The sequence below is a fragment of the Micromonospora sp. NPDC050980 genome, assembly GCF_040653835.1.
Classification (GTDB): domain Bacteria; phylum Actinomycetota; class Actinomycetes; order Mycobacteriales; family Micromonosporaceae; genus Micromonospora.
In genome coordinates, this window is the sequence record NZ_JBFAGS010000010.1 from 13820 (window position 1) to 35939 (window position 22120).

Sequence of the window (22120 nt, forward strand, 5' to 3'; positions counted from 1 at the left end):
CACCCCTGCCCAAGGCCCACGCCGCACCGCAGTTTCCACAGGTCGCCGCAGACGGCGAGACCTGCTCACCGATGGTGGTGAGTCGGGAGACCGCCGGGCTGCTGTGTCACAGACTCCCGCGACGCGTCCATGCGAGGCGGGTGCACCGAGGCCGCCCGGCCACCTGGTTCCACGACTCCGGGCAGTCCCGGCCTATCGAGGGAAGGAATCCATTGAGCGACACCACCGACGTGACGTCGGATGTTTCCAACGTCGCTGGCGATGCCACCACCGCGGCCCCCACGCGCCGTCGGCGTAGCGGTACCGGCCTGTCGGCGATGCTGCTGCCGGAGCTCCAGAGCCTGGCCGCGTCGCTCGGCATCTCCGGTACGGCTCGCATGCGCAAGGGCGAGCTGATCAGTGCGATCACCGAGCGGCAGGGCGGCGCCGCCGCCGGCACCCCTCGACCGCGGGCCGAGGTCGCGGCCGCGGCCGCTCCCGCCCGCGAGGAGGTGCACGCCGAGGTCCACCAGGAGCGGGCCGAGGGCGAGCGTCGCACCGCCGAGCCGGCGCCGGCCGCCGAGGTGACCGAGGGTCGTACCCGCAGCCGCCGCAGCCGGGCCACCGCCGCGACCGGAGAGGCGCGTCCGGCCGAGGCACGCGTCGAGGAGGCTCCCGCCGAGGCCGGCGACCGGGCCGAGCGCGGCGGCGGCGACCGGGCCGAGCGCGCCGACGACCGGGGCCGTGAGCGCGCCGATCGTGGCGAGCGTGCCGAGCGGGGCGACCGCAACGACCGTGGCGACCGCAACGACCGTGGCGACCGCAACGACCGTGGCGACCGCAACGACCGTGGCGACCGCAACGACCGTGGCGACCGTAACGACCGGGGCGAGCGTGCCGAGCGTAACGATCGGGGCGACCGCAACGATCGGGGCGACCGCAACGATCGGGGCGACCGTAACGAGCGTGCCGAGCGGGGCGACCGCAACGATCGCGGTGACCGCAACGATCGTGGCGAGCGTGCCGATCGGGGTGACCGCAACGACCGGGGCGACCGCAACGACCGGGGCGACCGCAACGACCGGGGTGACCGCAACGACCGTGGTCCGCGCGCCGATCGGGACAACGACGACGATGACGAGGGCGGCGGCCGGCGGGGCCGGCGCAGCCGGTTCCGGGACCGTCGGCGCGGGCGTGGCGAGCGCGGCGAGGGCGGCGACGGCGGCGGTGGCCGCGAGCCGCAGGTCGGCGACGACGACGTGCTCGTCCCGGTCGCCGGCATCATCGACGTGCTCGACAACTACGCATTCGTCCGGACCACCGGCTACCTGGCCGGGCCGAACGACGTGTACGTCTCGATGTCGCAGATCAAAAAGTACGGCCTGCGCCGCGGTGACGCCATCACCGGCGCCGTCCGTGCGGCCCGGGACGGCGAGCAGCGGCGCGACAAGTACAACCCGCTGGTCCGGCTGGACACCATCAACGGCATGGAGCCGGAGGAGGCGCGGCGCCGGCCGGAGTTCTACAAGCTCACCCCGCTCTACCCGCAGGAGCGGCTGCGGCTGGAGACCGAGCCGCACATCCTGACCACCCGGGTGATCGACCTGGTGATGCCGATCGGCAAGGGGCAGCGCGCCCTGATCGTGTCGCCGCCGAAGGCCGGCAAGACCATGGTGTTGCAGGCGATCGCGAACGCGATCACCCGCAACAACCCGGAGTGCCACCTGATGGTGGTGCTTGTCGACGAGCGGCCGGAAGAGGTCACCGACATGCAGCGGTCGGTGAAGGGCGAGGTCATCGCGGCCACGTTCGACCGTCCGCCGCAGGACCACACCACGATCGCCGAGCTGGCGATCGAGCGGGCGAAGCGTCTGGTCGAGTTGGGCCACGACGTGGTCGTGCTGCTCGACTCGGTGACCCGGCTCGGCCGGTCGTACAACCTGGCGGCGCCGGCCTCGGGCCGGATCATGTCGGGTGGTATCGACTCCACCGCGCTCTACCCGCCGAAGCGCTTCCTCGGCGCCGCCCGCAACATCGAGAACGGCGGCTCCCTGACCATCCTCGCCACCGCCCTGGTGGAAACCGGGTCCATGGCGGACACGGTCATCTTCGAGGAGTTCAAGGGCACCGGCAACGCCGAGCTGAAGCTGGACCGGAAGATCGCCGACAAGCGGGTCTTCCCGGCGATCGACATCAACCCCTCCGGTACGCGCAAGGAGGAGGTGCTGTTCGCGCCGGAGGAGCTGGCGATCATCCACAAGCTCCGCAAGGTGCTGCACTCGCTGGACTCGCAGGCGGCGCTCGACCTCCTGCTGGACCGGCTCAAGCAGTCCCGCACCAACATCGAGTTCCTGATGCAGATCGCGAAGTCCACTCCGGGCGAGTGAGCTGACGGATCGACGAGGGGCACGGCCGCCGGCCGTGCCCCTCGTTCGCGTACCGGGCTGCCGGCGGGGGTGACGTTTTTTAACTCATGACCGGGTGGACTGTCGTTCACGCGAATCCGCAGTCGATCCGCACGTCTCGCCGGTGTCCTGCTGCTGACGCCGCCCCCGCCTCCCGCCTCGTTGATCATGAAGTTTGGCTGCGACAAAACGGACAGGCATCCCCGTCAACCTCATGATCAACGGGCCGGGAGGCGCGGGTCCGGGCCGGTGGGGCCGGGGCCCGGGTTGGGGGAGGGGTGAGGAGTGGTGGGGCGGGGGGTGGGAATGCGGGGAGGTGGCCGGGCGTTGTGGCGGGCGGACCTGCTGTGCCGGCCGGTCGAAGCCCATGGCACACTGGTCAGTCGGCCACCGGTTCCGGTTCACGCCCGAACCCGTCGCGACGACGGGAGCACCGAGGGCGACCCGGCGACCACCCACGAAAGGACCGAGGCGACATGAAGCCCAACATCCACCCGGAGTACGTGACCACCGAGGTCCGCTGCTCCTGCGGCAACACGTTCACGACCCGCAGCACCGCCAAGGGCGGCGCCATCAGCGTCGAGACCTGCAGCGCCTGCCACCCGTTCTACACCGGTAAGCAGCGCGTGCTGGACACCGCCGGCCGGGTCGCGAAGTTCCAGCAGAAGTACGCCAAGGTTCAGGCCAAGAAGGCCAAGTAGCTCCGTCGACGACGCCCGTGTCCGGCTCCGTGCCGGGCGCGGGCGTTCGTCCATTTCCGCCGGTTTCATCCGAAGGAGCACCCGCAGCATGAGCAGTGAGCGCCTGGCCGCCCTCCTCGACGAGTACGCCGAACTGGAGAAGCGACTGGCCGACCCGGCCATCCACGCCGACCAGGGCACCGCCCGGCGGGTCGGTCGGCGGTATGCCGAGCTGGTCCCGCTGCACAAGGCGGCCGGCGAGCTGGAGCAGGCCCGGGCCGACCTGGTCGCCGCCCGCGAGCTGGCCGCCGAGGACGCCTCGTTCGCCGCCGAGGCGGACACCCTCGCGGCTGCCCTGCCGGCGTTGGAGGAGCGGCTCGCGGAGCTGCTCATCCCGCGTGACCCGCACGACGCCAAGGACGTGATCGTCGAGATCAAGGCCGGCGAGGGCGGCGAGGAGTCGGCATTGTTCGCCGGTGACCTGCTGCGGATGTACACCCGGTACGCGGAGCGTCGGGGCTGGCTCACCGAGGTGATCGACGCCCAGGACTCCGACCTCGGCGGCGTGAAGGACGTCTCGCTGGCGATCAAGACCAAGGGCGTGCCCGACGGCGGCAACGGGGTCTGGTCGCGGCTCAAGTGGGAGGGCGGCGTGCACCGGGTGCAGCGTGTGCCGGTGACCGAGTCGCAGGGCCGGATCCACACCAGCGCGGCCGGTGTGCTGGTGCTGCCCGAGGCGGAGGACGTGGACGTCACCGTCGACCCGAACGAGCTGCGGATCGACGTGTTCCGCTCGTCCGGGCCGGGTGGCCAGTCGGTCAACACCACCGACTCGGCGGTCCGGATCACCCACGTACCGACCGGCATCGTGGTCTCCTGCCAGAACGAGAAGTCGCAGTTGCAGAACCGCGAGCAGGCGATGCGGATCCTGCGCGCCCGGCTGCTCGCCGTGGCACAGGAGCAGGCCGACGCGGCCGCCTCGGACGCCCGCAAGGCGCAGGTGCGCACCGTGGACCGCTCCGAGCGGATCCGCACCTACAACTTCCCGCAGAACCGGATCACCGACCACCGGATCGGCTACACCGCGTACAACCTGGACCTGGCCCTGGCCGGCGAGTTGGACGGGGTGCTCGACGCGCTGGCCGAGGCGGACCGCGCGGCCCGACTGGCCGGCGGGACCGAGCTGTCCCGCCGCTGACGGCCGGGTGTCAACAAGGGGCCCCGCCTCTACCGGAGGCGTTAACAGGGGGCCCCTCCTTACACTTCAGCTGGCGCGGAGGCGGTCCTTGGCGCGCAGCATCTCCCGGTCGGCCAGCTCGAACGCGGCGCCGAGCGCCTCCCGGACGCTGATCGTGGTGCTGCCGTCGACCTCGGCGAAGCCGATGGTCACCCCGACCGGGGTGCCCGGGACCAGAGTGTCCCAGTCCTCGGTGCGTACCGCCGCCTCGATCCGCCGGGCCACCTCGACCGCCTCCGGCATGACGGTGTCCGGCAGCACCACGACGAACTCGTCGCCGCCGTAGCGGGCCACGAAGTCACCCCGCCGCATCACCCGGTTGATCACGCCGGCCACCCGTTGCAGCACCAGGTCGCCCGAGTGGTGGCCGTGGCGGGTGTTGACCGCCTTGAACCCGTCGAGGTCGCACACGCCGATGACCACCCGCTCGCCCCGGGACACCACCGCGCCGAGGTAGCGCTCCAGCCGGCGCCGGTTGGGCAGCCCGGTGAGCGGGTCGGTGAGCGCCTCGCCCTCGTACCGGGCGGCCTCGCGGCGCATCTCCTCGTGGTCGATCCGGGCGGCGATGCCGTCGATGTAGACGTCGCGCAGGCGGTCGCTGCGGCGCGCGGCCAGCCGGAACGCGTGCCGGTCCGCGCGGTGCGCGCCGGCGTGGTCGCCGGCCCGGGCCAGCGCGATGCTGCGCAGCCGGGGCGGCTCGGCCGCGCCCAGCGTCTCGTCGGAGACCCGGGCCGCGTCCAGCCGGGTGACCGCCTCGATCGGCCGGCCGGCCGCGACCGCCAGGCAGACCTGGCCGAGCTGGCGCAGGTCGCGGGCGCGGGCGCTGTCCCCACCGTGACCGAGCAGCCGGTTCGGGTCGGCGTCCCCGGCGGACTCCACCCGGTCGCCGAGCGCGGCCCGCCGGGCGGCGGCGTACCCGTAGGCGGCCAGGCTGCTCGGGCGCAGGTTGCCGGCCCGCCCGCCGCGCAGGAACCGGGCCAGGTCGCCGGCGACGTCCCGGAGCACCCGCAGGCAGCCGTCGCTGTCGCCGTTGTGGTCCAGCGCCACGGCGTTGCGCAGCCGGATGCCCGGCGCGGCGAACGTCTCCTCGGGGATGCCGGCGCTCAACCCGACCTCGCGGGCCCGTTCGATCGCGCCGAGCGCGTGGCCGTGGAAGCTGAGGTAGGAATAGGCCATCGCCAGGTCGTGCCAGCCCCAGGCGGTGTCCCGGTCCGGGGTGTCGTCGGCGCCCAGCGCGCGGGCCGCCCGGACCAGGTGCATCACGCACCGGTCGAGCGCGCCCTGGTGGTGGGCGGCGAGCGCGGCGAGCGCGTTGAGGTGCCCGTGCAGGTAGGGCTCGGCCAGGTCACGCACGGCGGCGGAGGCGTCCTCGACCGCCCGGGTGAACTCGGCCGTCCGACCGAGATTGATCAGCGCGGACAGCCGCTGGACCAGCGCGTCGGCCCGGGCGTACGGATCGCCGGTGGTGCGGATCACGCGATCCAGCAGGACGCAGGCTTCGGCGGAACGGCTGACCTCCTGCAACGCGCGCGCGTTCCGGAGGGCGTCAACCTGGTCCTCGACCTGGTCGAGCCAGCCCACTCGCGACCTCCCTGCCGTGTGCGCCCGGACGCACCCGCTCGTGTGGCGACCCGCGACGCTTCATGATTATTGCGTGTGCACACTCCCGCAACACCCGTCCGAAGGGACAGAACGCGAACGAGCCTCGGTGGTGGTCGCCCGGGCGGCCCGGGTGCTGGCCTCCGCCGGCGTCGAGTCGCCCCGGGCGGAGGCCGAGCAGTTGGCCGCGTACGTGCTCCAGGTGCCGCGCGGCCGGTTGGCGCTGGCCGACGGGTTCAGCCCGGACCAGCGCGAACGCCTCGGCGCGCTGGTCGACCGGCGGGTGGCCCGGGAGCCGTTGCAGCATCTCACCGGCGCAGCCGGGTTCCGGCACCTGGAGCTGGCGGTCGGCCCGGGCGTGTTCGTGCCCCGGCCGGAGACCGAGCTGCTGGCCGGCTGGGGGATCGAGGTGGCCGGGCGGCTCACCGGGCCGCTCGTGGTCGACCTGTGCAGCGGCTCCGGCGCGATCGCGCTCGCGGTGGCGCAGGAGGTGCCGTCGGCCCGGGTGGTGGCGGTGGAGCGGTCCCCGGCCGCGTTGGCCTGGCTGCGCCGCAACGCCGCCGCCCGGGTCGGCGCGGGGGACCGGCCGGTCGAGGTGGTGGCCGCCGATGTCACCGACCCGGAGCTGCTGAGGGAGCTGGTCGGCCGGGTCGACGTGCTGCTCTGCAACCCCCCGTACGTGCCCCGGTCGGTGCCGGTGCCGCCGGAGGTGGCCGGTCATGATCCCGACGAGGCGGTCTTCGGCGGCGCGGACGGGTTGGCCGTGATCCGCCCGGTGGTGGCGCGGGCCGCGGCGCTGCTGCGCCCGGGCGGCGTGATCGGCGTCGAGCACGACGACACGCACGCCGCGGCCGTGCCGGCGGTGTTCTCCGGCGACGGCCGGTACGAGCGGATCGAGGAGCACCGGGACCTGACCGGGCGGCCCCGGTGGGCGACCGCGTCCCGGCGGGCGGACGGCCGGCACGCCGCCCCCGACCCGGCGTGGCAGACTGACTTCTCGTGATGCTCTACGACTGTCGGTCGCCCGCCGACCGGGACCGCGGCATCGCCGCTGCCATCGAGGCGGTCAAGAACGGGGAACTCGTCGTCCTGCCGACCGACACGGTCTACGGCATCGGGGCGGACGCGTTCACGCCGTACGCGGTGAAGGCCCTGGCGGACACCAAGGGTGGCGCCCGGCAAGCGCCCCCGGTGCTGATCGGTTCCCGGCACACGCTCGACGGCCTGGTCTTCTCGCTGCCGCAGGCGGCCCGCGACCTGGTCGAGGCGTTCTGGCCGGGCGCGCTGACGATCGTGGTGGAGCACTCGCCGAGCCTGGCCTGGGATCTGGGCGACACCAGTGGCACGGTGGCGGTGCGGATGCCGTTGCACCCGGTGGCGCTGGAGGTGCTGCGGGAGACCGGGCCGATGGCGGTGGCCTCGGCCAACAAGATCGGCCAGCCGGCCGCGCTCACCGCCGAGGAGGCGCGCGACCAGCTCGGTTACGGCGTCCGGGCCTATCTGGAGGCCGGGCCGGCGGTGGACCCGGTGCCGAGCACCATCGTCGACGTGACCGGCGAGGTGCCGCGGGTGCTGCGGCAGGGTGCGGTGACGCTGGCGAAGTTGCGCGAGGTGGCGCCGGGCGTCCTCGACGAGCGGGGGTTCTGAGTGCCGCCGTTCACCGTCCTGCACGTCTGCATGGGCAACATCTGCCGGTCGCCGATGGCCGAGCGGCTGCTGCTGCTCGCCGTCCGGGAGCGGCTGGCCCGGCTCGACGTCGACCCGGCCGGCTCGGACGCGCTGGTGCACAGCCACAGCGCCGGCACCGGCGGGTGGCACGCCGGTGAGGAGATGAACCCGCCGGCCGCCCGCCAGGTGATCTCGCGCGGCGGTGACACCGAGGGGTTCGCGGCCCGGCGGCTGCGCTCCGACCTGATCGACGCCGCCGACCTGGTGCTCACCGCCACCGCCGACCAGCAGGAGTACGTGGTGGCGCTGCGACCGGACGCCGCGGGTCGCACGTTCGTGCTGGGTGAGTTCGGTCGGCTGCTCGGTGCGCTGGACCGGTCGGCCCTGCCGCCGGCGGAGGCGACACCGGAGGCGGTGCACGCCCGGGGGGTGGCGCTGGTGGCGGCCGTCGAGGCGGCTCGGCAGGGCGCTTCCGCGCTACCCACCGACGACCTCGATGACCCCTGGGGCCGGGGCGACCAGTGCTTCAGCCGGGTGGCCGACGAGATCGAGGAGACGGTTCAGCCGTTGGCCGCCGCGTTGCTGCCCTGAGGTTCATCCTTTCTCGCGAACTTCCTGCGCATTTCGCCGGACAAAGCGGTTGATCCGGTCATGCTGGGCGGGTCCATACGGCCGGCTCCTGCGGGGAGAGCTGATGAACCGCGCCCATCTCGACAAGGTGTTCACCGTTCTGCTCGCCGGCGTGCTCGCCGGCCTGGCGCTGGCCGCCGCGGCGTTGCCGGCCGCGCTGGTCTTCGGGCTGGGCGTGCGGAACCTGATGCCGTACACCGAGCTGCCGGAGGCCCTCAAGGCGCCGCAACCGGCGCAGCGCTCCAACCTCTACGCCGACGACGGCCATACGCTGATCACCTCGTTCTACGTGGAGGACCGGGTGGACGTGCCGGTCGGCGAGGTGGCGCCGGTGATGCGGGACGCCATCGTGGCCGCCGAGGACGCGCGCTTCTACGAGCACCACGGCGTCGACGTGCGCGGCGTGGCGCGGGCGCTGACGGCCAACCGCAAGGAGGGCACCCGGCAGGGCGCCTCCACGCTGACCATGCAGTACGTGCGCAACGCGCTGGCCGGTGACCCCCGGCTGACCGAGCAGCAGCGGGCCGCCGCCACCGAGATCACCGCCGGGCGCAAGATCCGCGAGATGCGGTACGCGCTGACGCTGGAACGCCGGATCGGCAAGGACGAGATCCTCGGCCGCTACCTGAACATCGCCTACTTCGGCGCCGGGGCCTACGGCATCGCCGCGGCCAGCAAACGCTACTTCTCCACCACGCCGGACCGGCTCACGCTCGGCCAAGCGGCCATGCTCGCCGGGCTGGTGCGGGCGCCGGACCACGACGACCCGATCAACGGCGACTCCGGCGCGGCGCTGGACCGCCGGGCGTACGTGCTGGACCGGATGGCCGAGACCGGCCGGGTGAGCCCGGCGGACGCGGCGGCGGCCAAGGCGACCCCGCTGAACCTGAAGCCCAACGCCACCCCGAACGACTGCGCCGCGGTGCCCGCCGGCCACAACGACTGGGGCTTCTTCTGCGACTGGTTCACCCAGTGGTGGAACGCCCAGCCGGCGTTCGGCAAGTCGGTCGACGAGCGGCAGCGCACGCTGCGCCGTGGCGGCTGGTCGATCGTCTCCTCGCTGAACCCGGACGTGCAGGCAAAGGCGAGCGAGCAGGTGCGGACCATCTATCCGGAGACGATCGCCCGCGCCGCGCCGACCGCCGTGGTGCAGCCGGGCAGCGGGCGGGTGCTGGCCATGGCCGTGAACCGCGGCTACGGCTCCGACAACCCGGACGGGCAGCAGAACTACCCGAACACGGTTAACCAGCTCGTGGCCGGGGGCGGCGGCATCGTCGGTTACCAGGCCGGCTCGACGTTCAAGCTGTTCGCCCTGCTGGCGGCGCTGGAGGCCGGGATGCCGCTGGACACCGAGTTCGACGCGCCCCGGGTCTACGTCACCAAGTACCCGATCGACGGCGGCCCGGCCAGTTGCGGCGGCCGATGGTGCCCGGCGAACGCCAACACCTACTGGATGGACGGCGACCGCGACATGTGGGACGCGTTCGGCCGCTCGGTGAACACCTACTTCGCCTGGCTGACCGAGCGGGTCGGCGCGGACAAGGTGGTCGAGATGGCCGAACGGCTGGGCATCGTGTTCCGCGCGCCGCAGGACGCCGGGATGGCCCGCGACGGGGCGGCCAACTGGGGCCCGTTCACCCTCGGGGTCTCCGCCACCACGCCGCTCGACCTGGCCAACGCGTACGCCACGGTGGCCGCCGAGGGCACCTGGTGCCGGCCCACCCCGGTCACCTCGATCCGGGATGCGGCCGGCCGCCGGGTGGCCGCCGGTGACACCGACTGCCGGCAGGTGCTCGACACCGAGGTGGCCCGCGCGGCGGCCGACGCCAGCCGTTGCCCGGTGGGTGACCAGTCGATGTACCGGCGCTGCGCCGGCGGCACGGCCGAGGAGCTGGCTCCCGGCCTGCGCCGGCCGCTGGGCGGCAAGACCGGCAGCTCGGAGCGGAACGCCACCGAGACCGTGGTGGCGTTTACCCCGCAGCTCGCCGTGGCGACCATCGCGGCGAACCCGGACGACCCGCGCGACGCGGTCGGCGGAGGCGTGCAGAAGCGGCAGATCCCCGCCGTCGGGCGCATCCTCGCCTGGGCGCTGCGCGACCAGCCGGTCCGCGACTTCGTTCCCCCCGGCGAGGCCGTGGCCTTCCACCACACCACCCCCCGCACCACCGACTGACGCCCCCGCCGCCCGCCGCCCGCCCCGCTGTTTCACGGAAAGAGTGGCCATTCCCGGCGCCAGGGCCACTCTTTCCGTGAAACAGGGCGGGGTGGGGGTGGGGGTGGGGTGGGGTGGGGTGTCAGGGGGTGGGGTGGGCGGCGTTGCGGGCGATGTTGCGGGCCATGCCGCCGAAGACGACGGCGTGGAACGGGGCGACCGAGGCCCAGTAGAGGTGGCCGGGCAGGCCGTGGGGCAGGAAGACGGCGCGCTGGACGTAGCGGCTGCCGCCGCCGTCGGCCGGCTCGGCGCGCATCTCCAGCCAGGCCCGGCCGGGGACCCGCATCTCGGCGCGCAACCGCAGCAGCTCGCCCGGGACGATCTCCTCGACCCGCCAGAAGTCCAGCGCCTCGCCGATCTGGAGCCGGTGCGGGTCGCGGCGGCCCCGGCGCAGCCCCACGCCGCCGACCAGCCGGTCCAGCCAGCCGCGCACCGACCAGGCCAGCGGGAACGAATACCAGCCGTGCTCGCCGCCGACGCCCTCGATGACCCGCCACAACGCGGCCGGCGGCGCGTCGACCGCCTGCTCCCGCAGGTCGGTGTAGGCGGTGCCGCCGGACCAGTCCGGGTCCGACGGCAGTGGCTCGGCCGGCGCGTCCGGCCCGCTCGCGTTCGACCAGCGCGTCTCCACCTGGGCGTCGCGCACCTTGGCCAGCGCCAGGCCGACCGCCTCGTCGAAGCCGGTCAGCCCGCCCGGCGGGTCCGGCACGTATCGGGCGATGTCGTGCTCGTGCGCCACCGCCTCGTGGATCAGGCTCTCCACCAGCGGCCGGGCGATCGCGTTCGGCACCGGGGTGACCAGGCCGACCCAGTGCGAGGAGAGCCCCGGGGTCAGCGGGCGCACCGGCAGGATGAGCCGGGGCCGCAGCCCGGCGACCCGGGCGTAGCGCTGCATCATCTGCGCGAACGTCAGCACGTCCGGGCCGGCGACGTCGAAACCGCGGTTCACCTCGGTCGGCAGGTGCGCGCAGCCGGCCAGGTAGCGCAGCACGTCGCGGACCGCGATCGGCTGGATCCGGTTGCGGACCCAGCGCGGGGTGACCATCGCCGGCAACCGCTCGGTCAGGTAGCGCAGCATCTCGAACGAGGCCGAGCCGGAGCCGATGATCACCGCGGCCCGCAGCACCGCGGTCGGCACGCCGCTGTCGAGCAGGATCCGGGCCACCTCCGCGCGGGAGCGCAGGTGCGCCGAGGGCAGGGCATCCCGGTCCGCCGGCTCCGGCCCGCCCAGGTAGACGATCCGGCGTACGCCCGCGGCGCGGGCCGCCTCGGCGAAGTTCGTCGCCGCCTCCCGGTCGGCCGCCTCGAAGCCGCGCTGACCCAGCGAGTGGACCAGGTAGTAGGCGACGTCCACGCCCTCGAACGCGGCCGGCAGCGTTTCCGGGCGGCGCAGGTCGCCCTCGACGATCTCCGCCTTCGCGGCCCACGGCACGTCGCGCAGCCGCCCGGCCTTGCGGGCCAGGCAGCGCACGTCGTGCCCCTCGGTCAGGAGCCGGGGCGCGAGGCGCCCGCCGATGTAGCCGGTGGCGCCGGTGACGAGGCATCTCACGGGCTCCAGTGTGCGGCTCCGTAGACTCCTTCGCTGTGGAGAACGCGAGGGACACCTGCCGGGGGCCGGACTTCGAGCAGCTCAGCACCGTGGGTCCGGAAATCGCCGGGCGGCCGACCGCCGACCTGACCGGGCTGGTCGCCGCGTTCCTGGCGTACCCCCGTGGCTGAGCCGGGGACGCGCGCGGCGGAGGCGGTCGCGGACCGGGGGTGGCGACTGCGTCACCTCCCGGTGCTGCTGGCGGCGGTGGCGGTCATGGCCGCGGTGGCCGCGGTGGCCGGCGGGGTGTGGCGGGGCGCGGACGGCGCGTTCGGCGCGGCGGCCGGGGTGGCCGTCACGGCGGCCAGCTACACGCTCACCACAGTGGTGCTGGCCTGGGCCGACGCCCGGGACCCGCAGTTGGTGCTGCCGTTCGGGCTGGGCCTCTACATTGCCAAGATCACCGCGCTGGGCGGGGTGATGGTGCTCGTCGCCTCGACCGGTTGGCCGGGGTTGATCCCGTTCTGCCTGGGCATCGCCGCCGGCGTGGTGGTCTGGACCGGCGTGCACGTCTGGTGGCTGGTCACCGTCCACGCGCGACGGGCGGCGGGCTGAGGCGTCCCACCCTTCGGACGACGCGCCGCAGTGTCTGCGATCGGTCATTCTCTCAGTGGCGGGGGAGGAGTACCGTGCCTCCAGACGACTTCGCCCGCCCGTGTCCCACACAACCAGGTTGTGCGGGGGGTGAGGCACAACCTCTTCTGCTCGACTGATATCGTTCGCCCCGTCATGGCCGGTGACCAGAAACCCCCCAACACTGGCGGCCCGGGCGACGTTCCGTCCGGTGCCGGTCAGGGTTGGACCGCGCTCTCATACCTCATCGGAGGCATGCTCGTCTGGGGTTTCATCGGCTGGTTGGTCGACCGTTGGCTCGATACCGGCGGCGTCGCCACCGGCATCGGGGTCGTGCTCGGCATGGCCGGGGGCATCATCCTGGTCGTCCGCCGGCTGGGCACGCCTACTTAGGAAGGGACGCGGTGTTCGGACAGGCGAACGTCCTGGCTCAGGGCCAGGCGGAATTCCCACCGAGCGTGGGGGACTTCTACCTGCCCAGCATCCTGCCCTGGGGTGCGGAGAACTCGTACTGGTTCACCAAGATCACGGCGATGGTGTGGGTCGCCGTCGGCATCTTGATCATTTTCTTCCTGGCCAGCTACCGCAACCCGCAGCTGGTCCCCACCAAGAAGCAGTGGTTCGCCGAGTCCATCTACGGCTTCGTGCGCAACAACATCGCGGTGGACATGATCGGGCACGCGGGGGTGCGGTTCGCGCCCTACTTCACCACGCTCTTCTGCTTCATCCTGCTGACCAACTTCTTCGCGATCCTGCCGTTCTTCCAGATCTCGCCGAACTCGCACATCGCCTTCCCGGCCTTCCTCGCCGTGATCAGCTACGTGATGTTCAACTACGTCGGCATCAAGCACCACGGCTTCGCGAAGTACTTCAAGAACTCGCTGGTCCCGCCGGCGCCCTGGTACATCCTGCCGCTGCTGATCCCGATCGAGCTCTTCTCGACCTTCATCGTCCGGCCGTTCTCGCTGGCCGTCCGTCTTTTCGCGAACATGTTCGCCGGCCACATGCTCCTGCTGGTCTTCACGCTCGGCGGGTTCGCCATGCTCAGCGCCAACGTCTGGCTGGCGCCGGTCTCGGTGCTGTCCTGGGTGATGACGATCGCGCTGACCTTCCTCGAGTTCCTGGTGATCTGTCTGCAGGCGTACGTCTTCACGGTGCTGACCGCCAGCTACGTGCAGGGCGCGCTCGCCGACGAGCACTGATCCGTTCTTTCGCACCAACCGTTGTCGTCCCGCGTGAGAGTCACGCGTGATAACCAGGAGGAACCGCAATGAGCATCCTTGCCGAGGTAACGGGCAGCACCGCTGCCATCGGTTACGGCCTGGCCGCCATCGGCCCGGGCATCGGCGTGGGCCTGGTGTTCTCGGCCTACATCCAGTCGACCGCCCGCCAGCCGGAGTCGTCCCGGATGACCCTCCCGTACGTCTGGATCGGCTTCGCCGTCATCGAGGCCCTGGCGCTGCTGGGCATCGCGTTCGGCTTCATCTGGGCCGGCTGACCCAACCCCTGTCGACCGGGAGGTCTTCCATGTTCTTCCTCGCCGCTGAGGGTGGTGAGACGACCCACAACCCGATCATCCCTGTCTGGCAGGAGATCGTGGTCGGGCTGGTCGCCTTCGGTGTCCTCTGCTTCGTGCTGATGAAGTTCGTCTTCCCGCGCATGGAGCAGACGTTCCAGGCCCGGGTCGACGCGATCGAGGGCGGCATCAAGCGCGCCGAGGCCGCCCAGGCCGAGGCGAACCAGCTCCTCGAGCAGTACCGGGCCCAGCTCGCCGAGGCGCGCACTGACGCCGCCAAGATCCGCGACGACGCCCGGGCCGACGCCGAGGGCATCCGCCAGGACATCCTCGCCAAGGCGCGCGAGGAGTCCGACCGGGTCATCGCCGCCGGCAAGGAGCAGCTCCAGGCCGAGCGGGCCACCATCGTGCGCGAGCTGCGCACCGAGATGGGCACCATCGCGGTGGACCTGGCCAGCAAGATCGTCGGTGAGTCGCTGGCCGACGAGGCGCGGCGCAAGGGCACCGTCGACCGGTTCCTCAACGGTCTCGAGAGCACGGGGGCCCGCTGATGCAGGCCGCCAGCCGGGAGTCGTACGCCGCCGGGGCCGAGCGCCTCGACGCGTACGTCCGCGGCGCGGAGCCGTCGGCGGTGGCCGCCACCGCCGACGACGTCCTCTCCGTCGCCGACCTGCTGCGGCGCGAGCCGCGGCTGCGCCGGGCGCTCTCCGACCCGGCGCGCTCGGGTGCGGACCGGTCCGCGCTGCTCACCGGGATCCTGGGCGGCAAGATCGGCGCGGACGCGCTCGACCTGCTCGCCGCGCTGGCCTCCGGCCGGTGGTCGGCCCCGTCCGAGCTGCTCGACGGCGTCGAGCGCCTCGGTGTGGAGGCGCTGCTGGCGAGCGCCGACTCGGCCGGCGAGCTGGGCGAGGTCGAGGACGAGCTGTTCCGCTTCGGGCAGGTCGTCTCCGGCTCCACCGAGCTGTCCAACGCGCTCTCCGACCCGATGGCCCCGACCGAGCGGCGGGCCGGCCTGGCCGGCCAACTGCTCGACGGCAAGGCCCGCCCGGTCACCGTCCGACTCGTCGAGGCCGCGCTCGCCGGCTTCGGGGGGCGCTCCTTCGTCGGGGCGCTCACCCGGCTGGTCGAGCTGGCCGCCGACCGGCGGGACCGTCAGGTCGCGTACGTGACCGTGGCGGCTCCGCTGACCGAGGAGGAGGAGCGACGCCTCGGTGCCCGCCTCACCGAGATGTACGGTCGGGAGGTGTCCGTCAAGCAGACGGTCGACCCCGACGTGCTCGGCGGGGTGCGCGTGCGGGTCGGCTCCGACCTGTACGACGGCACCGTCCTGCGCCGCCTCAACGAGACCCGCAACGCGCTCGCGAAGCGCTGACCAGCGTCTTAGCAGCCCTGATTCGACGCCATCGGACCGGTCGGTACTAGGTATCCCCGGGCCCCTGAACTTAAGGAAGCAGAGGATGGCCGAGCTGACCATCTCGACGGAGGAGATCCGCGGCGCCCTGGAGCGCTACGTCTCCTCCTACACGGCCGACGTCTCCCGCGAGGAGGTCGGCACCGTCGCCGACGCCGGCGACGGCATCGCCCACGTCGAGGGTCTCCCCTCGACCATGACCAACGAGCTCCTGGAGTTCGAGGACGGCACGCTCGGCGTGGCGCTGAACCTCGACGTGCGGGAGATCGGTGTCGTCGTCCTCGGTGACTTCGGCGGGATCGAGGAGGGTCAGCGCGTCAAGCGCACCGGCCGGGTGCTCTCCGTGCCGGTCGGTGACGCCTTCCTCGGCCGCGTGGTCAACGCGCTCGGCGAGCCGATCGACGGCATCGGCGAGATCGCCAACGAGGGCTACCGCGAGCTGGAACTGCAGGCCCCGAACGTGATGGCCCGGCAGTCCGTGGACGAGCCGCTGCAGACCGGCATCAAGGCCGTCGACGCGATGACCCCGATCGGCCGTGGCCAGCGCCAGCTGATCATCGGGGACCGGAAGACGGGCAAGACCACCGTCGCCCTGGACACCATCCTCAACCAGCGCGACAACTGGCGTTCCGGCGACCCGAAGAAGCAGGTCCGCTGCATCTACGTCGCGATCGGTCAGAAGGCCTCCACCATCGCCTCGATCAAGGGCATCCTGGAGGAGGCGGGCGCGATGGAATACACCACCATCGTCGCCTCCCCGGCGTCGGACCCGGCCGGCTTCAAGTACCTCGCGCCCTACACCGGCTCGTCCATCGGGCAGCACTGGATGTACGGCGGCAAGCACGTCCTGATCGTCTTCGACGACCTCAGCAAGCAGGCCGAGGCGTACCGGGCCGTGTCCCTGCTGCTGCGCCGCCCGCCGGGCCGCGAGGCGTACCCCGGTGACGTCTTCTACCTGCACTCCCGCCTGCTGGAGCGCTGCGCCAAGCTCTCCGACGAGCTGGGCGGCGGGTCGATGACCGGTCTGCCGATCATCGAGACCAAGGCGAACGACATCTCGGCGTTCATCCCGACCAACGTCATCTCGATCACCGACGGTCAGATCTTCCTCGAGACCGACCTGTTCAACCAGGGTGTCCGGCCGGCCATCAACGTCGGCACCTCGGTCTCCCGGGTCGGTGGCGCCGCGCAGGTCAAGCCGATGAAGAAGGTCGCCGGCTCGCTGCGGCTGAACCTGGCCCAGTTCCGCGAGCTGGAGGCGTTCGCCGCCTTCGCCTCCGACCTGGACAAGGCCTCGCAGGCCCAGCTCAACCGCGGTTCGCGCCTGGTCGAGCTGCTCAAGCAGCCGAACTACTCGCCCTACCCGGTGCAGGAGCAGGTCGTCTCCGTCTGGGCCGGCACCGAGGGCAAGCTGGACGACGTCCCGGTCGGCGAGATCCGCCGCTTCGAGTCGGAGTTCCTGCAATACCTCCGGCACAAGCACGAGGGCGTGCTGGCGTCGATCGCGGACAACAAGTGGGGTGACGACATCATCGCCTCGCTGGACTCGGCCATCTCCGAGTTCAAGCAGGTCTTCCTGGGCAAGGAGGACGAGGTCCGGGTCAACGACGCGCCGGCCGAGCCGCTGGAGGGCGAGCAGACCCGCGAGACGGTGACCCGCTTCCGCGACGGCAGCACCGACCGCCCGGCCGAGAGCTGATCCGATGGCCGCCCAGGTACGCGTTCTCCGGCAGCGGATCCGCTCCGCCAAGGGGATGAAGAAGATCACCAAGGCGATGGAGCTCGTCGCGACGAGCCGCATCGCCAAGGCCCAGGCCAAGGTGGCGGCGTCGCTGCCGTACGCCGAGGCGATCACCGGCGTGCTGACGGCGCTGGCCTCGAACGCGCGGATCGACCACCCGCTGCTCACCCCGCGGGAGCGGGTGCGGCGGGCGGGCGTCCTGCTGGTCACGGCCGACCGTGGTCTGGCCGGCGGGTACAGCTCGAACGCGATCCGGACCGCCGAGTCGCTGATCGCCCGGCTCCGCGCCGACGGCAAGGAGCCGGTGCTCTACGTCATCGGCCGCAAGGGCGTGGCGTTCTACCGGTTCCGGAACCGGGAGATCGCCGCGAGCTGGACCGGCTTCTCCGAGCAGCCGTCGTTCGACGACGCCCGCGAGGTCGGTGACACGCTGATCAAGGCGTTCACCGCCGGCGCGGACGACACCGACGGTGACGCGGGCGCGGACGGGATCCTCGGAGTCGACGAGCTGCACATCGTCTACACCGAGTTCAAGTCCCTGATGACGCAGAACCCGGTGACCCGGATCGTCGGCCCGATGCAGGTCGAGGAGCGGCCCCGCTCGGAGGGTCTGCTGCCGGCGTACGAGTTCGAGCCGGAGCCGGAGTCGCTGCTCGACGCGCTGCTGCCGAAGTACATCAACACGCGGATCTACGCGGCGTTGCTGGAGTCGGCGGCGAGCGAGTCGGCCGCCCGGCGGCGGGCGATGAAGAGCGCCACCGACAACGCCGAAGAGATGATCGAGAAGTACACGCGCGAGATGAACTCGGCCCGTCAGGCCGGGATCACCCAGGAGATCAGTGAGATCGTCGGCGGCGCGAACGCGCTTGCCGCGTCGGGAAGTGAAGTGTGATGACTGTTACCGCAGTTGAGACCAAGACGGCCACGGGTCGCGTGGTCCGGGTCATCGGCCCGGTCGTCGACGCCGAGTTCCCGCGCGACGCGATGCCGGAGCTGTTCAACGCCCTGCACGTCGACGTGACGCTCTCCGGCGGCGAGAAGACGCTGACCCTGGAGGTCGCCCAGCACCTGGGTGACAACCTGGTCCGCGCCATCTCGATGCAGCCGACCGACGGTCTGGTCCGCGGTGCCGACGTGCGGGACACCGGCGCGCCGATCAGCGTGCCGGTCGGCGACGCGGTCAAGGGCCACGTGTTCAACGCGATCGGCGAGTGCCTCAACCTCACCGAGGGCGAGACCATCAACGCCGACGACCACTGGGGCATCCACCGCAAGGCTCCGGCCTTCGCGGACCTGGAGCCGAAGACCGAGATGCTGGAGACCGGCATCAAGGTCATCGACCTGCTCGCCCCGTACGTCAAGGGCGGCAAGATCGGCCTGTTCGGCGGCGCGGGCGTGGGCAAGACGGTGCTCATCCAGGAGATGATCACCCGGGTGGCCCGGAACTTCGGTGGCACCTCGGTCTTCGCCGGCGTGGGTGAGCGCACCCGCGAGGGCAACGACCTGATCGCCGAGATGACCGAGTCCGGCGTCATCGACAAGACCGCGCTGGTCTACGGCCAGATGGACGAGCCGCCGGGCACCCGGCTGCGGGTCGCGCTCTCCGCGCTCACCATGGCGGAATACTTCCGCGACGTGAAGAAGCAGGAGGTGCTGCTCTTCATCGACAACATCTTCCGCTTCACCCAGGCCGGTTCCGAGGTCTCCACGCTGCTCGGCCGCATGCCGAGCGCGGTGGGTTACCAGCCGACCCTGGCCGACGAGATGGGCGAGCTCCAGGAGCGGATCACCTCCGTCCGGGGCCAGGCCATCACCTCGATGCAGGCGATCTACGTGCCCGCCGACGACTACACCGACCCGGCGCCGGCCACCACGTTCGCCCACCTCGACGCGACCACCAACCTGGAGCGGTCGATCTCCGACAAGGGCATCTACCCGGCGGTGGACCCGCTGGCGTCCTCGTCCCGGATCCTCGCGCCGGAGTTCGTCGGCGAGGAGCACTTCGCCGTCGCCACCGAGGTGAAGCGGATCCTGCAGCGCTACAAGGACCTGCAGGACATCATCGCCATCCTGGGCATCGAGGAGCTCTCCGAGGAGGACAAGCTCACCGTCGGCCGCGCCCGCCGGATCGAGCGGTTCCTCTCGCAGAACACCTACGCGGCCGAGCAGTTCACCGGCGTCCCCGGTTCGACGGTCCCGATCGAGGAGACCATCGACGCCTTCCGCCGGATCAGCGAGGGGGAGTTTGACCACTTCCCGGAGCAGGCGTTCTTCATGTGCGGTGGCCTGGAGGACCTCAAGGCCAAGGCCAAGGAGCTGATGGGCGAGGAGGGCTGAGAGCCCGCTCACACCCACGAAGGCCGCCCCGACGGATGTCGGGGCGGCCTTCGCCTGTTCCGGGCCGGCGATTACCAGATGCCCGGTTGGCCGGCAAGCGGTTCGCGGAAGCGCGCGGTACCGTTCGTGACACGGATTCGCGTCACGGTCGTTGATCTCTGCAACGAAACGGACCCCCGCGCCCGTCTCCACGTCAAGGGCGCGACGATTGGAGATGCTCGTGGGTAAGGGCGGCACGGGGCGCGGCAAGCGGTCCATGTGGCGTGGCGTGCCCCGGTGGGCCCGCGTCTGCACGATCCTCGGCATCGTCATGGTGGTGCTGAGCGGCTCGGTGCTGGTGGGCTACCAGGCGTTGGTGGCCCGCTACGAGGGCGCGGTCGGCAAGGGTGACCTCTTCGGCGACCAGGCCGCCGGGGCCACCGAGAAGAAGAGCGACATCAAGGGCCCGCTCAACATCCTGCTCGTCGGCATCGACCCCCGTAACCCGAGGACCCGGCCGCTCTCCGACTCGATCATGATTCTGCACGTGCCGGCCAGCATGGACCGGGGCTACCTCTTCTCACTCCCGCGCGACCTGCGGGTGGACATCCCGGCCTTCCCGAAGGCCGAATACTCCGGCGGCAACGAGCGGATCAACGCCGCCATGTCGCACGGCAGCAACGTGCCCGGCAAGGATCCGAGCGCCGCGCAGGGCTTCGAGCTGCTCGCCAGGACGGTCCAGGGGGTCACCGGCATCAAGCGGTTCGACGCCGGCGCGATCATCAACTTCAGCGGGTTCAAGAAGATCGTCGACGCCATGGGCGGCGTCGACATGTACATCGAGCGCGACGTGAAGTCCGAGCATCTCCAGCCGGACGGCACCCCCCGGCAGCTCCGCCCGGGCGGCGGGGGCTACCTCGGCCCGCAGGCGCGCTACGAGAAGGGCAACGCCCACCTCAACGGCTGGCAGGCGCTCGACTACGTGCGGCAGCGCTACCCGAAGAACGGCGTGCCGGACGCGGACTACGGCCGGCAGCGGCACCAGCAGCAGTTCATCAAGGCGATGGCGAGCCAGGCGTTCAGCGCCGACGTCGTGGCCAACCCGATCAAGCTGGACCGGGTGCTGCGCGCGGCCGGGCAGTCACTGATCTTCAACGGCCGGGGCAACAGCGTCCTCGACTTCGGGATCGCGCTGAAGGACATCCGCCCCGACGCGATCGAGACGATCAAGCTCCCGGGCGCCCCGATCGGCAGCGGCAGCTCCTACCGGGGCGAGCAACTGCTCGACCCGGCCGACGACTTCTTCGCCGCGCTGCGCGACGAGCAGTTGGACGCGTTCCTGCTGGAGCACCCCGACTTCAAGCAGAAGAGCAAGTAGCCTGGGCGGGTGCGGGGCATCGTGGTCCGGCTCTCACCACCCGCGTTGGGTGGGCGACGAGCGCGCGACTAGACTTTGGCAATCCGCCGCCGCAGCAAGGAGACAGCGTGGCACAGCAGCTTCACGTCGAGCTCGTAGCCGTCGAGGAGAAGGTCTGGACCGGTGAGGCCGAGATGGTCGTCGCCCGCACGACCGAGGGTGAGCTCGGTGTGCTGCCGGGGCACGCGCCGTTGCTCGGCCAGCTCGCGGAGCCCAGCCAGGTCCGCATCAAGCAGGCCGGCGGCCAGCAGGTCGCCTACGACGTCGCCGGCGGCTTCCTGTCGGTGACCGGTGAGGGCGTGACCGTCCTGGCCGAGAGCGCCACCCTGGCCACCCCGGCCCGCTGAGCCGACCCGCCGATGGAGATCGTGGAAGGGATCGGAATCGGCGTCGCGGTCGTCGTCGTCGCGCTCCTGATCCTCTTCATCCGGCGGGCCCTGTTCACCCGTAGCGGCGGCATCATCCGGCTGAGCGTCCGGGTGACCACCATGCTCGACGGCCGCGGCTGGTCGCCCGGCTTCGGCCGATTCGTTGGCGACCAGCTCCGCTGGTATCGCATGTTCAGCTTCGCGTTGCGCCCGAAGCGGGTGCTCTCCCGCAAGGGGCTGGCGGTGGAGCGGCGCCGGCTCCCGGAGGGGCAGGAGCGCCTCTCCATGCCGGCCGACTGGGTGATCCTGCGCTGTACCAGTCACCACGCTCCGGTCGAGATCGCCATGGCGCGATCCACGGTCACCGGTTTTCTCTCCTGGATCGAGGCCGCCCCTCCGGGGGCGGTCTCGCCGCGTATGGCCTCCCAGGACTGGCCCGCCGCCTGACACTCGGCCGCCCGACCACCGCCGCGGTGCGGGCCGGCGGGTGTTGCGGTGGGCTGTGGGCTCCCGCGTGGGCGGGAGGCACCCATGGTGTTCCACCCGCCCCGACGAACGGCCGCGAGTGGAACGCGGTGGGTGTCTGGGCGGCCCCGTGACACCCATGGTGTTCCACTCGGGTGCTCGACGGGCGGTGGGTGGAACGTGGTGGGGGTCTGGCTACCCGGCACGGTGCTGGTCGCCTCGCGGCCGGTGGTCCGCCGCCGGACTGGCCGCCGACGACCCGGCGCGGGCCGGACCGCGCCCGTCCGGCGGGGCGCGGTCGACCGGTGCTGACAC

At 71.9% G+C, this 22120-nt stretch carries 21 protein-coding genes and 1 pseudogene; 20 read left to right on the forward strand and 2 right to left on the reverse strand.

The features are described from left to right. Positions 1 to 212: 212 nt before the first annotated feature. From rho to prfA, 3 genes are all read left to right on the forward strand, one after another. Positions 213 to 2366, forward strand: coding sequence for a transcription termination factor Rho (rho, locus tag AB0H28_RS16895; RefSeq protein ID WP_358040322.1), 2154 nt, complete (start codon positions 213 to 215; stop codon positions 2364 to 2366). 494 nt (positions 2367 to 2860) lie between these two features. Next, complete coding sequence (gene rpmE, locus AB0H28_RS16900; protein WP_013288272.1) at positions 2861 to 3085, forward strand: 50S ribosomal protein L31; 225 nt, start codon at positions 2861 to 2863, stop codon at positions 3083 to 3085. Positions 3086 to 3173: 88 nt separating this feature from the next. Continuing rightward, positions 3174 to 4262 (forward strand): peptide chain release factor 1, encoded by a 1089-nt coding sequence (gene prfA / locus AB0H28_RS16905; RefSeq protein ID WP_358040325.1) that lies wholly within the window; start codon positions 3174 to 3176, stop codon positions 4260 to 4262. A gap of 66 nt (positions 4263 to 4328) precedes the next feature. Here prfA and AB0H28_RS16910 read toward each other — a convergent pair whose 3' ends face one another. After that, positions 4329 to 5882: a GGDEF domain-containing protein gene (locus tag AB0H28_RS16910; RefSeq protein WP_358040328.1), complete on the reverse strand. Its 1554-nt coding sequence runs from the start codon at positions 5880 to 5882 to the stop codon at positions 4329 to 4331. 130 nt (positions 5883 to 6012) lie between these two features. Here AB0H28_RS16910 and prmC point away from each other — a divergent pair, with 130 nt between their 5' ends. From prmC to AB0H28_RS16930, 4 genes and pseudogenes are all read left to right on the forward strand, one after another. Further along, on the forward strand, positions 6013 to 6903 hold the full coding sequence (prmC, locus tag AB0H28_RS16915) for a peptide chain release factor N(5)-glutamine methyltransferase (RefSeq protein WP_358040847.1): 891 nt from the start codon (positions 6013 to 6015) through the stop codon (positions 6901 to 6903). Further along, positions 6894 to 7547 (forward strand): annotated as a pseudogene (locus tag AB0H28_RS16920) (L-threonylcarbamoyladenylate synthase); the annotation flags it as partial. The gene prmC and the pseudogene AB0H28_RS16920, both read left to right, overlap by 10 nt. Continuing rightward, on the forward strand, positions 7548 to 8159 hold the full coding sequence (locus AB0H28_RS16925; protein WP_358040331.1) for a phosphotyrosine protein phosphatase: 612 nt from the start codon (positions 7548 to 7550) through the stop codon (positions 8157 to 8159). Positions 8160 to 8262: 103 nt separating this feature from the next. Further along, on the forward strand, positions 8263 to 10371 hold the full coding sequence (locus AB0H28_RS16930; RefSeq protein WP_358040334.1) for a transglycosylase domain-containing protein: 2109 nt from the start codon (positions 8263 to 8265) through the stop codon (positions 10369 to 10371). 121 nt (positions 10372 to 10492) lie between these two features. Here the strand turns inward: AB0H28_RS16930 and AB0H28_RS16935 are convergent, their stop codons facing one another. Next, a complete protein-coding gene (locus AB0H28_RS16935; protein ID WP_358040337.1) occupies positions 10493 to 11959 on the reverse strand; it encodes an SDR family oxidoreductase in 1467 nt (488 codons plus the stop codon). A gap of 35 nt (positions 11960 to 11994) precedes the next feature. On the opposite strand from AB0H28_RS16935, the gene AB0H28_RS16940 reads away from it, so the two are divergent. The 13 genes from AB0H28_RS16940 (at position 11995) to AB0H28_RS17000 (ending at position 21787) form a co-directional block, all read left to right on the forward strand. After that, a complete protein-coding gene (locus tag AB0H28_RS16940) occupies positions 11995 to 12129 on the forward strand; it encodes a hypothetical protein (RefSeq protein ID WP_358040339.1) in 135 nt (44 codons plus the stop codon). Further along, entirely contained in the window at positions 12122 to 12553 is a 432-nt protein-coding gene (locus AB0H28_RS16945) for a hypothetical protein (protein ID WP_358040342.1), read from the forward strand. Before AB0H28_RS16940 ends, AB0H28_RS16945 begins: the two co-directional genes overlap by 8 nt. A 174-nt stretch (positions 12554 to 12727) precedes the next feature. Further along, a complete protein-coding gene (locus tag AB0H28_RS16950; protein WP_181570036.1) occupies positions 12728 to 12964 on the forward strand; it encodes an AtpZ/AtpI family protein in 237 nt (78 codons plus the stop codon). Between the two features lie 11 nt (positions 12965 to 12975). Next, positions 12976 to 13773, forward strand: a complete 798-nt coding sequence (gene atpB / locus AB0H28_RS16955; RefSeq protein WP_358040345.1) for a F0F1 ATP synthase subunit A — start codon at positions 12976 to 12978, stop codon at positions 13771 to 13773. Positions 13774 to 13841: 68 nt separating this feature from the next. Beyond that, the gene (locus AB0H28_RS16960; RefSeq protein WP_091318740.1) at positions 13842 to 14069 is read left to right on the forward strand and encodes a F0F1 ATP synthase subunit C; all 228 of its coding nucleotides are present in this window, start codon (positions 13842 to 13844) and stop codon (positions 14067 to 14069) included. A gap of 29 nt (positions 14070 to 14098) precedes the next feature. Next, complete coding sequence (locus AB0H28_RS16965; protein ID WP_358040348.1) at positions 14099 to 14638, forward strand: F0F1 ATP synthase subunit B; 540 nt, start codon at positions 14099 to 14101, stop codon at positions 14636 to 14638. Continuing rightward, on the forward strand, positions 14638 to 15459 hold the full coding sequence (locus AB0H28_RS16970; protein WP_358040351.1) for a F0F1 ATP synthase subunit delta: 822 nt from the start codon (positions 14638 to 14640) through the stop codon (positions 15457 to 15459). Before AB0H28_RS16965 ends, AB0H28_RS16970 begins: the two co-directional genes overlap by 1 nt. 85 nt (positions 15460 to 15544) lie before the next feature. Further along, positions 15545 to 17197, forward strand: coding sequence for a F0F1 ATP synthase subunit alpha (atpA, locus tag AB0H28_RS16975; RefSeq protein WP_358040354.1), 1653 nt, complete (start codon positions 15545 to 15547; stop codon positions 17195 to 17197). 4 nt (positions 17198 to 17201) lie between these two features. Continuing rightward, entirely contained in the window at positions 17202 to 18131 is a 930-nt protein-coding gene (locus AB0H28_RS16980) for a F0F1 ATP synthase subunit gamma (RefSeq protein ID WP_358040357.1), read from the forward strand. After that, positions 18131 to 19576, forward strand: a complete 1446-nt coding sequence (atpD, locus tag AB0H28_RS16985; protein WP_358040360.1) for a F0F1 ATP synthase subunit beta — start codon at positions 18131 to 18133, stop codon at positions 19574 to 19576. Before AB0H28_RS16980 ends, atpD begins: the two co-directional genes overlap by 1 nt. Positions 19577 to 19790: 214 nt before the next feature. Then, complete coding sequence (locus AB0H28_RS16990) at positions 19791 to 20933, forward strand: LCP family protein (protein WP_358040363.1); 1143 nt, start codon at positions 19791 to 19793, stop codon at positions 20931 to 20933. Positions 20934 to 21040: 107 nt separating this feature from the next. Next, positions 21041 to 21319: a F0F1 ATP synthase subunit epsilon gene (locus tag AB0H28_RS16995; RefSeq protein WP_358040366.1), complete on the forward strand. Its 279-nt coding sequence runs from the start codon at positions 21041 to 21043 to the stop codon at positions 21317 to 21319. A 12-nt stretch (positions 21320 to 21331) separates the two neighbouring features. Beyond that, positions 21332 to 21787 carry a DUF2550 domain-containing protein gene (locus AB0H28_RS17000; RefSeq protein WP_358040369.1) on the forward strand — a complete coding sequence of 152 codons (456 nt, stop codon included), beginning with the start codon at positions 21332 to 21334 and terminating at the stop codon, positions 21785 to 21787. Positions 21788 to 22120: the final 333 nt, after the last annotated feature.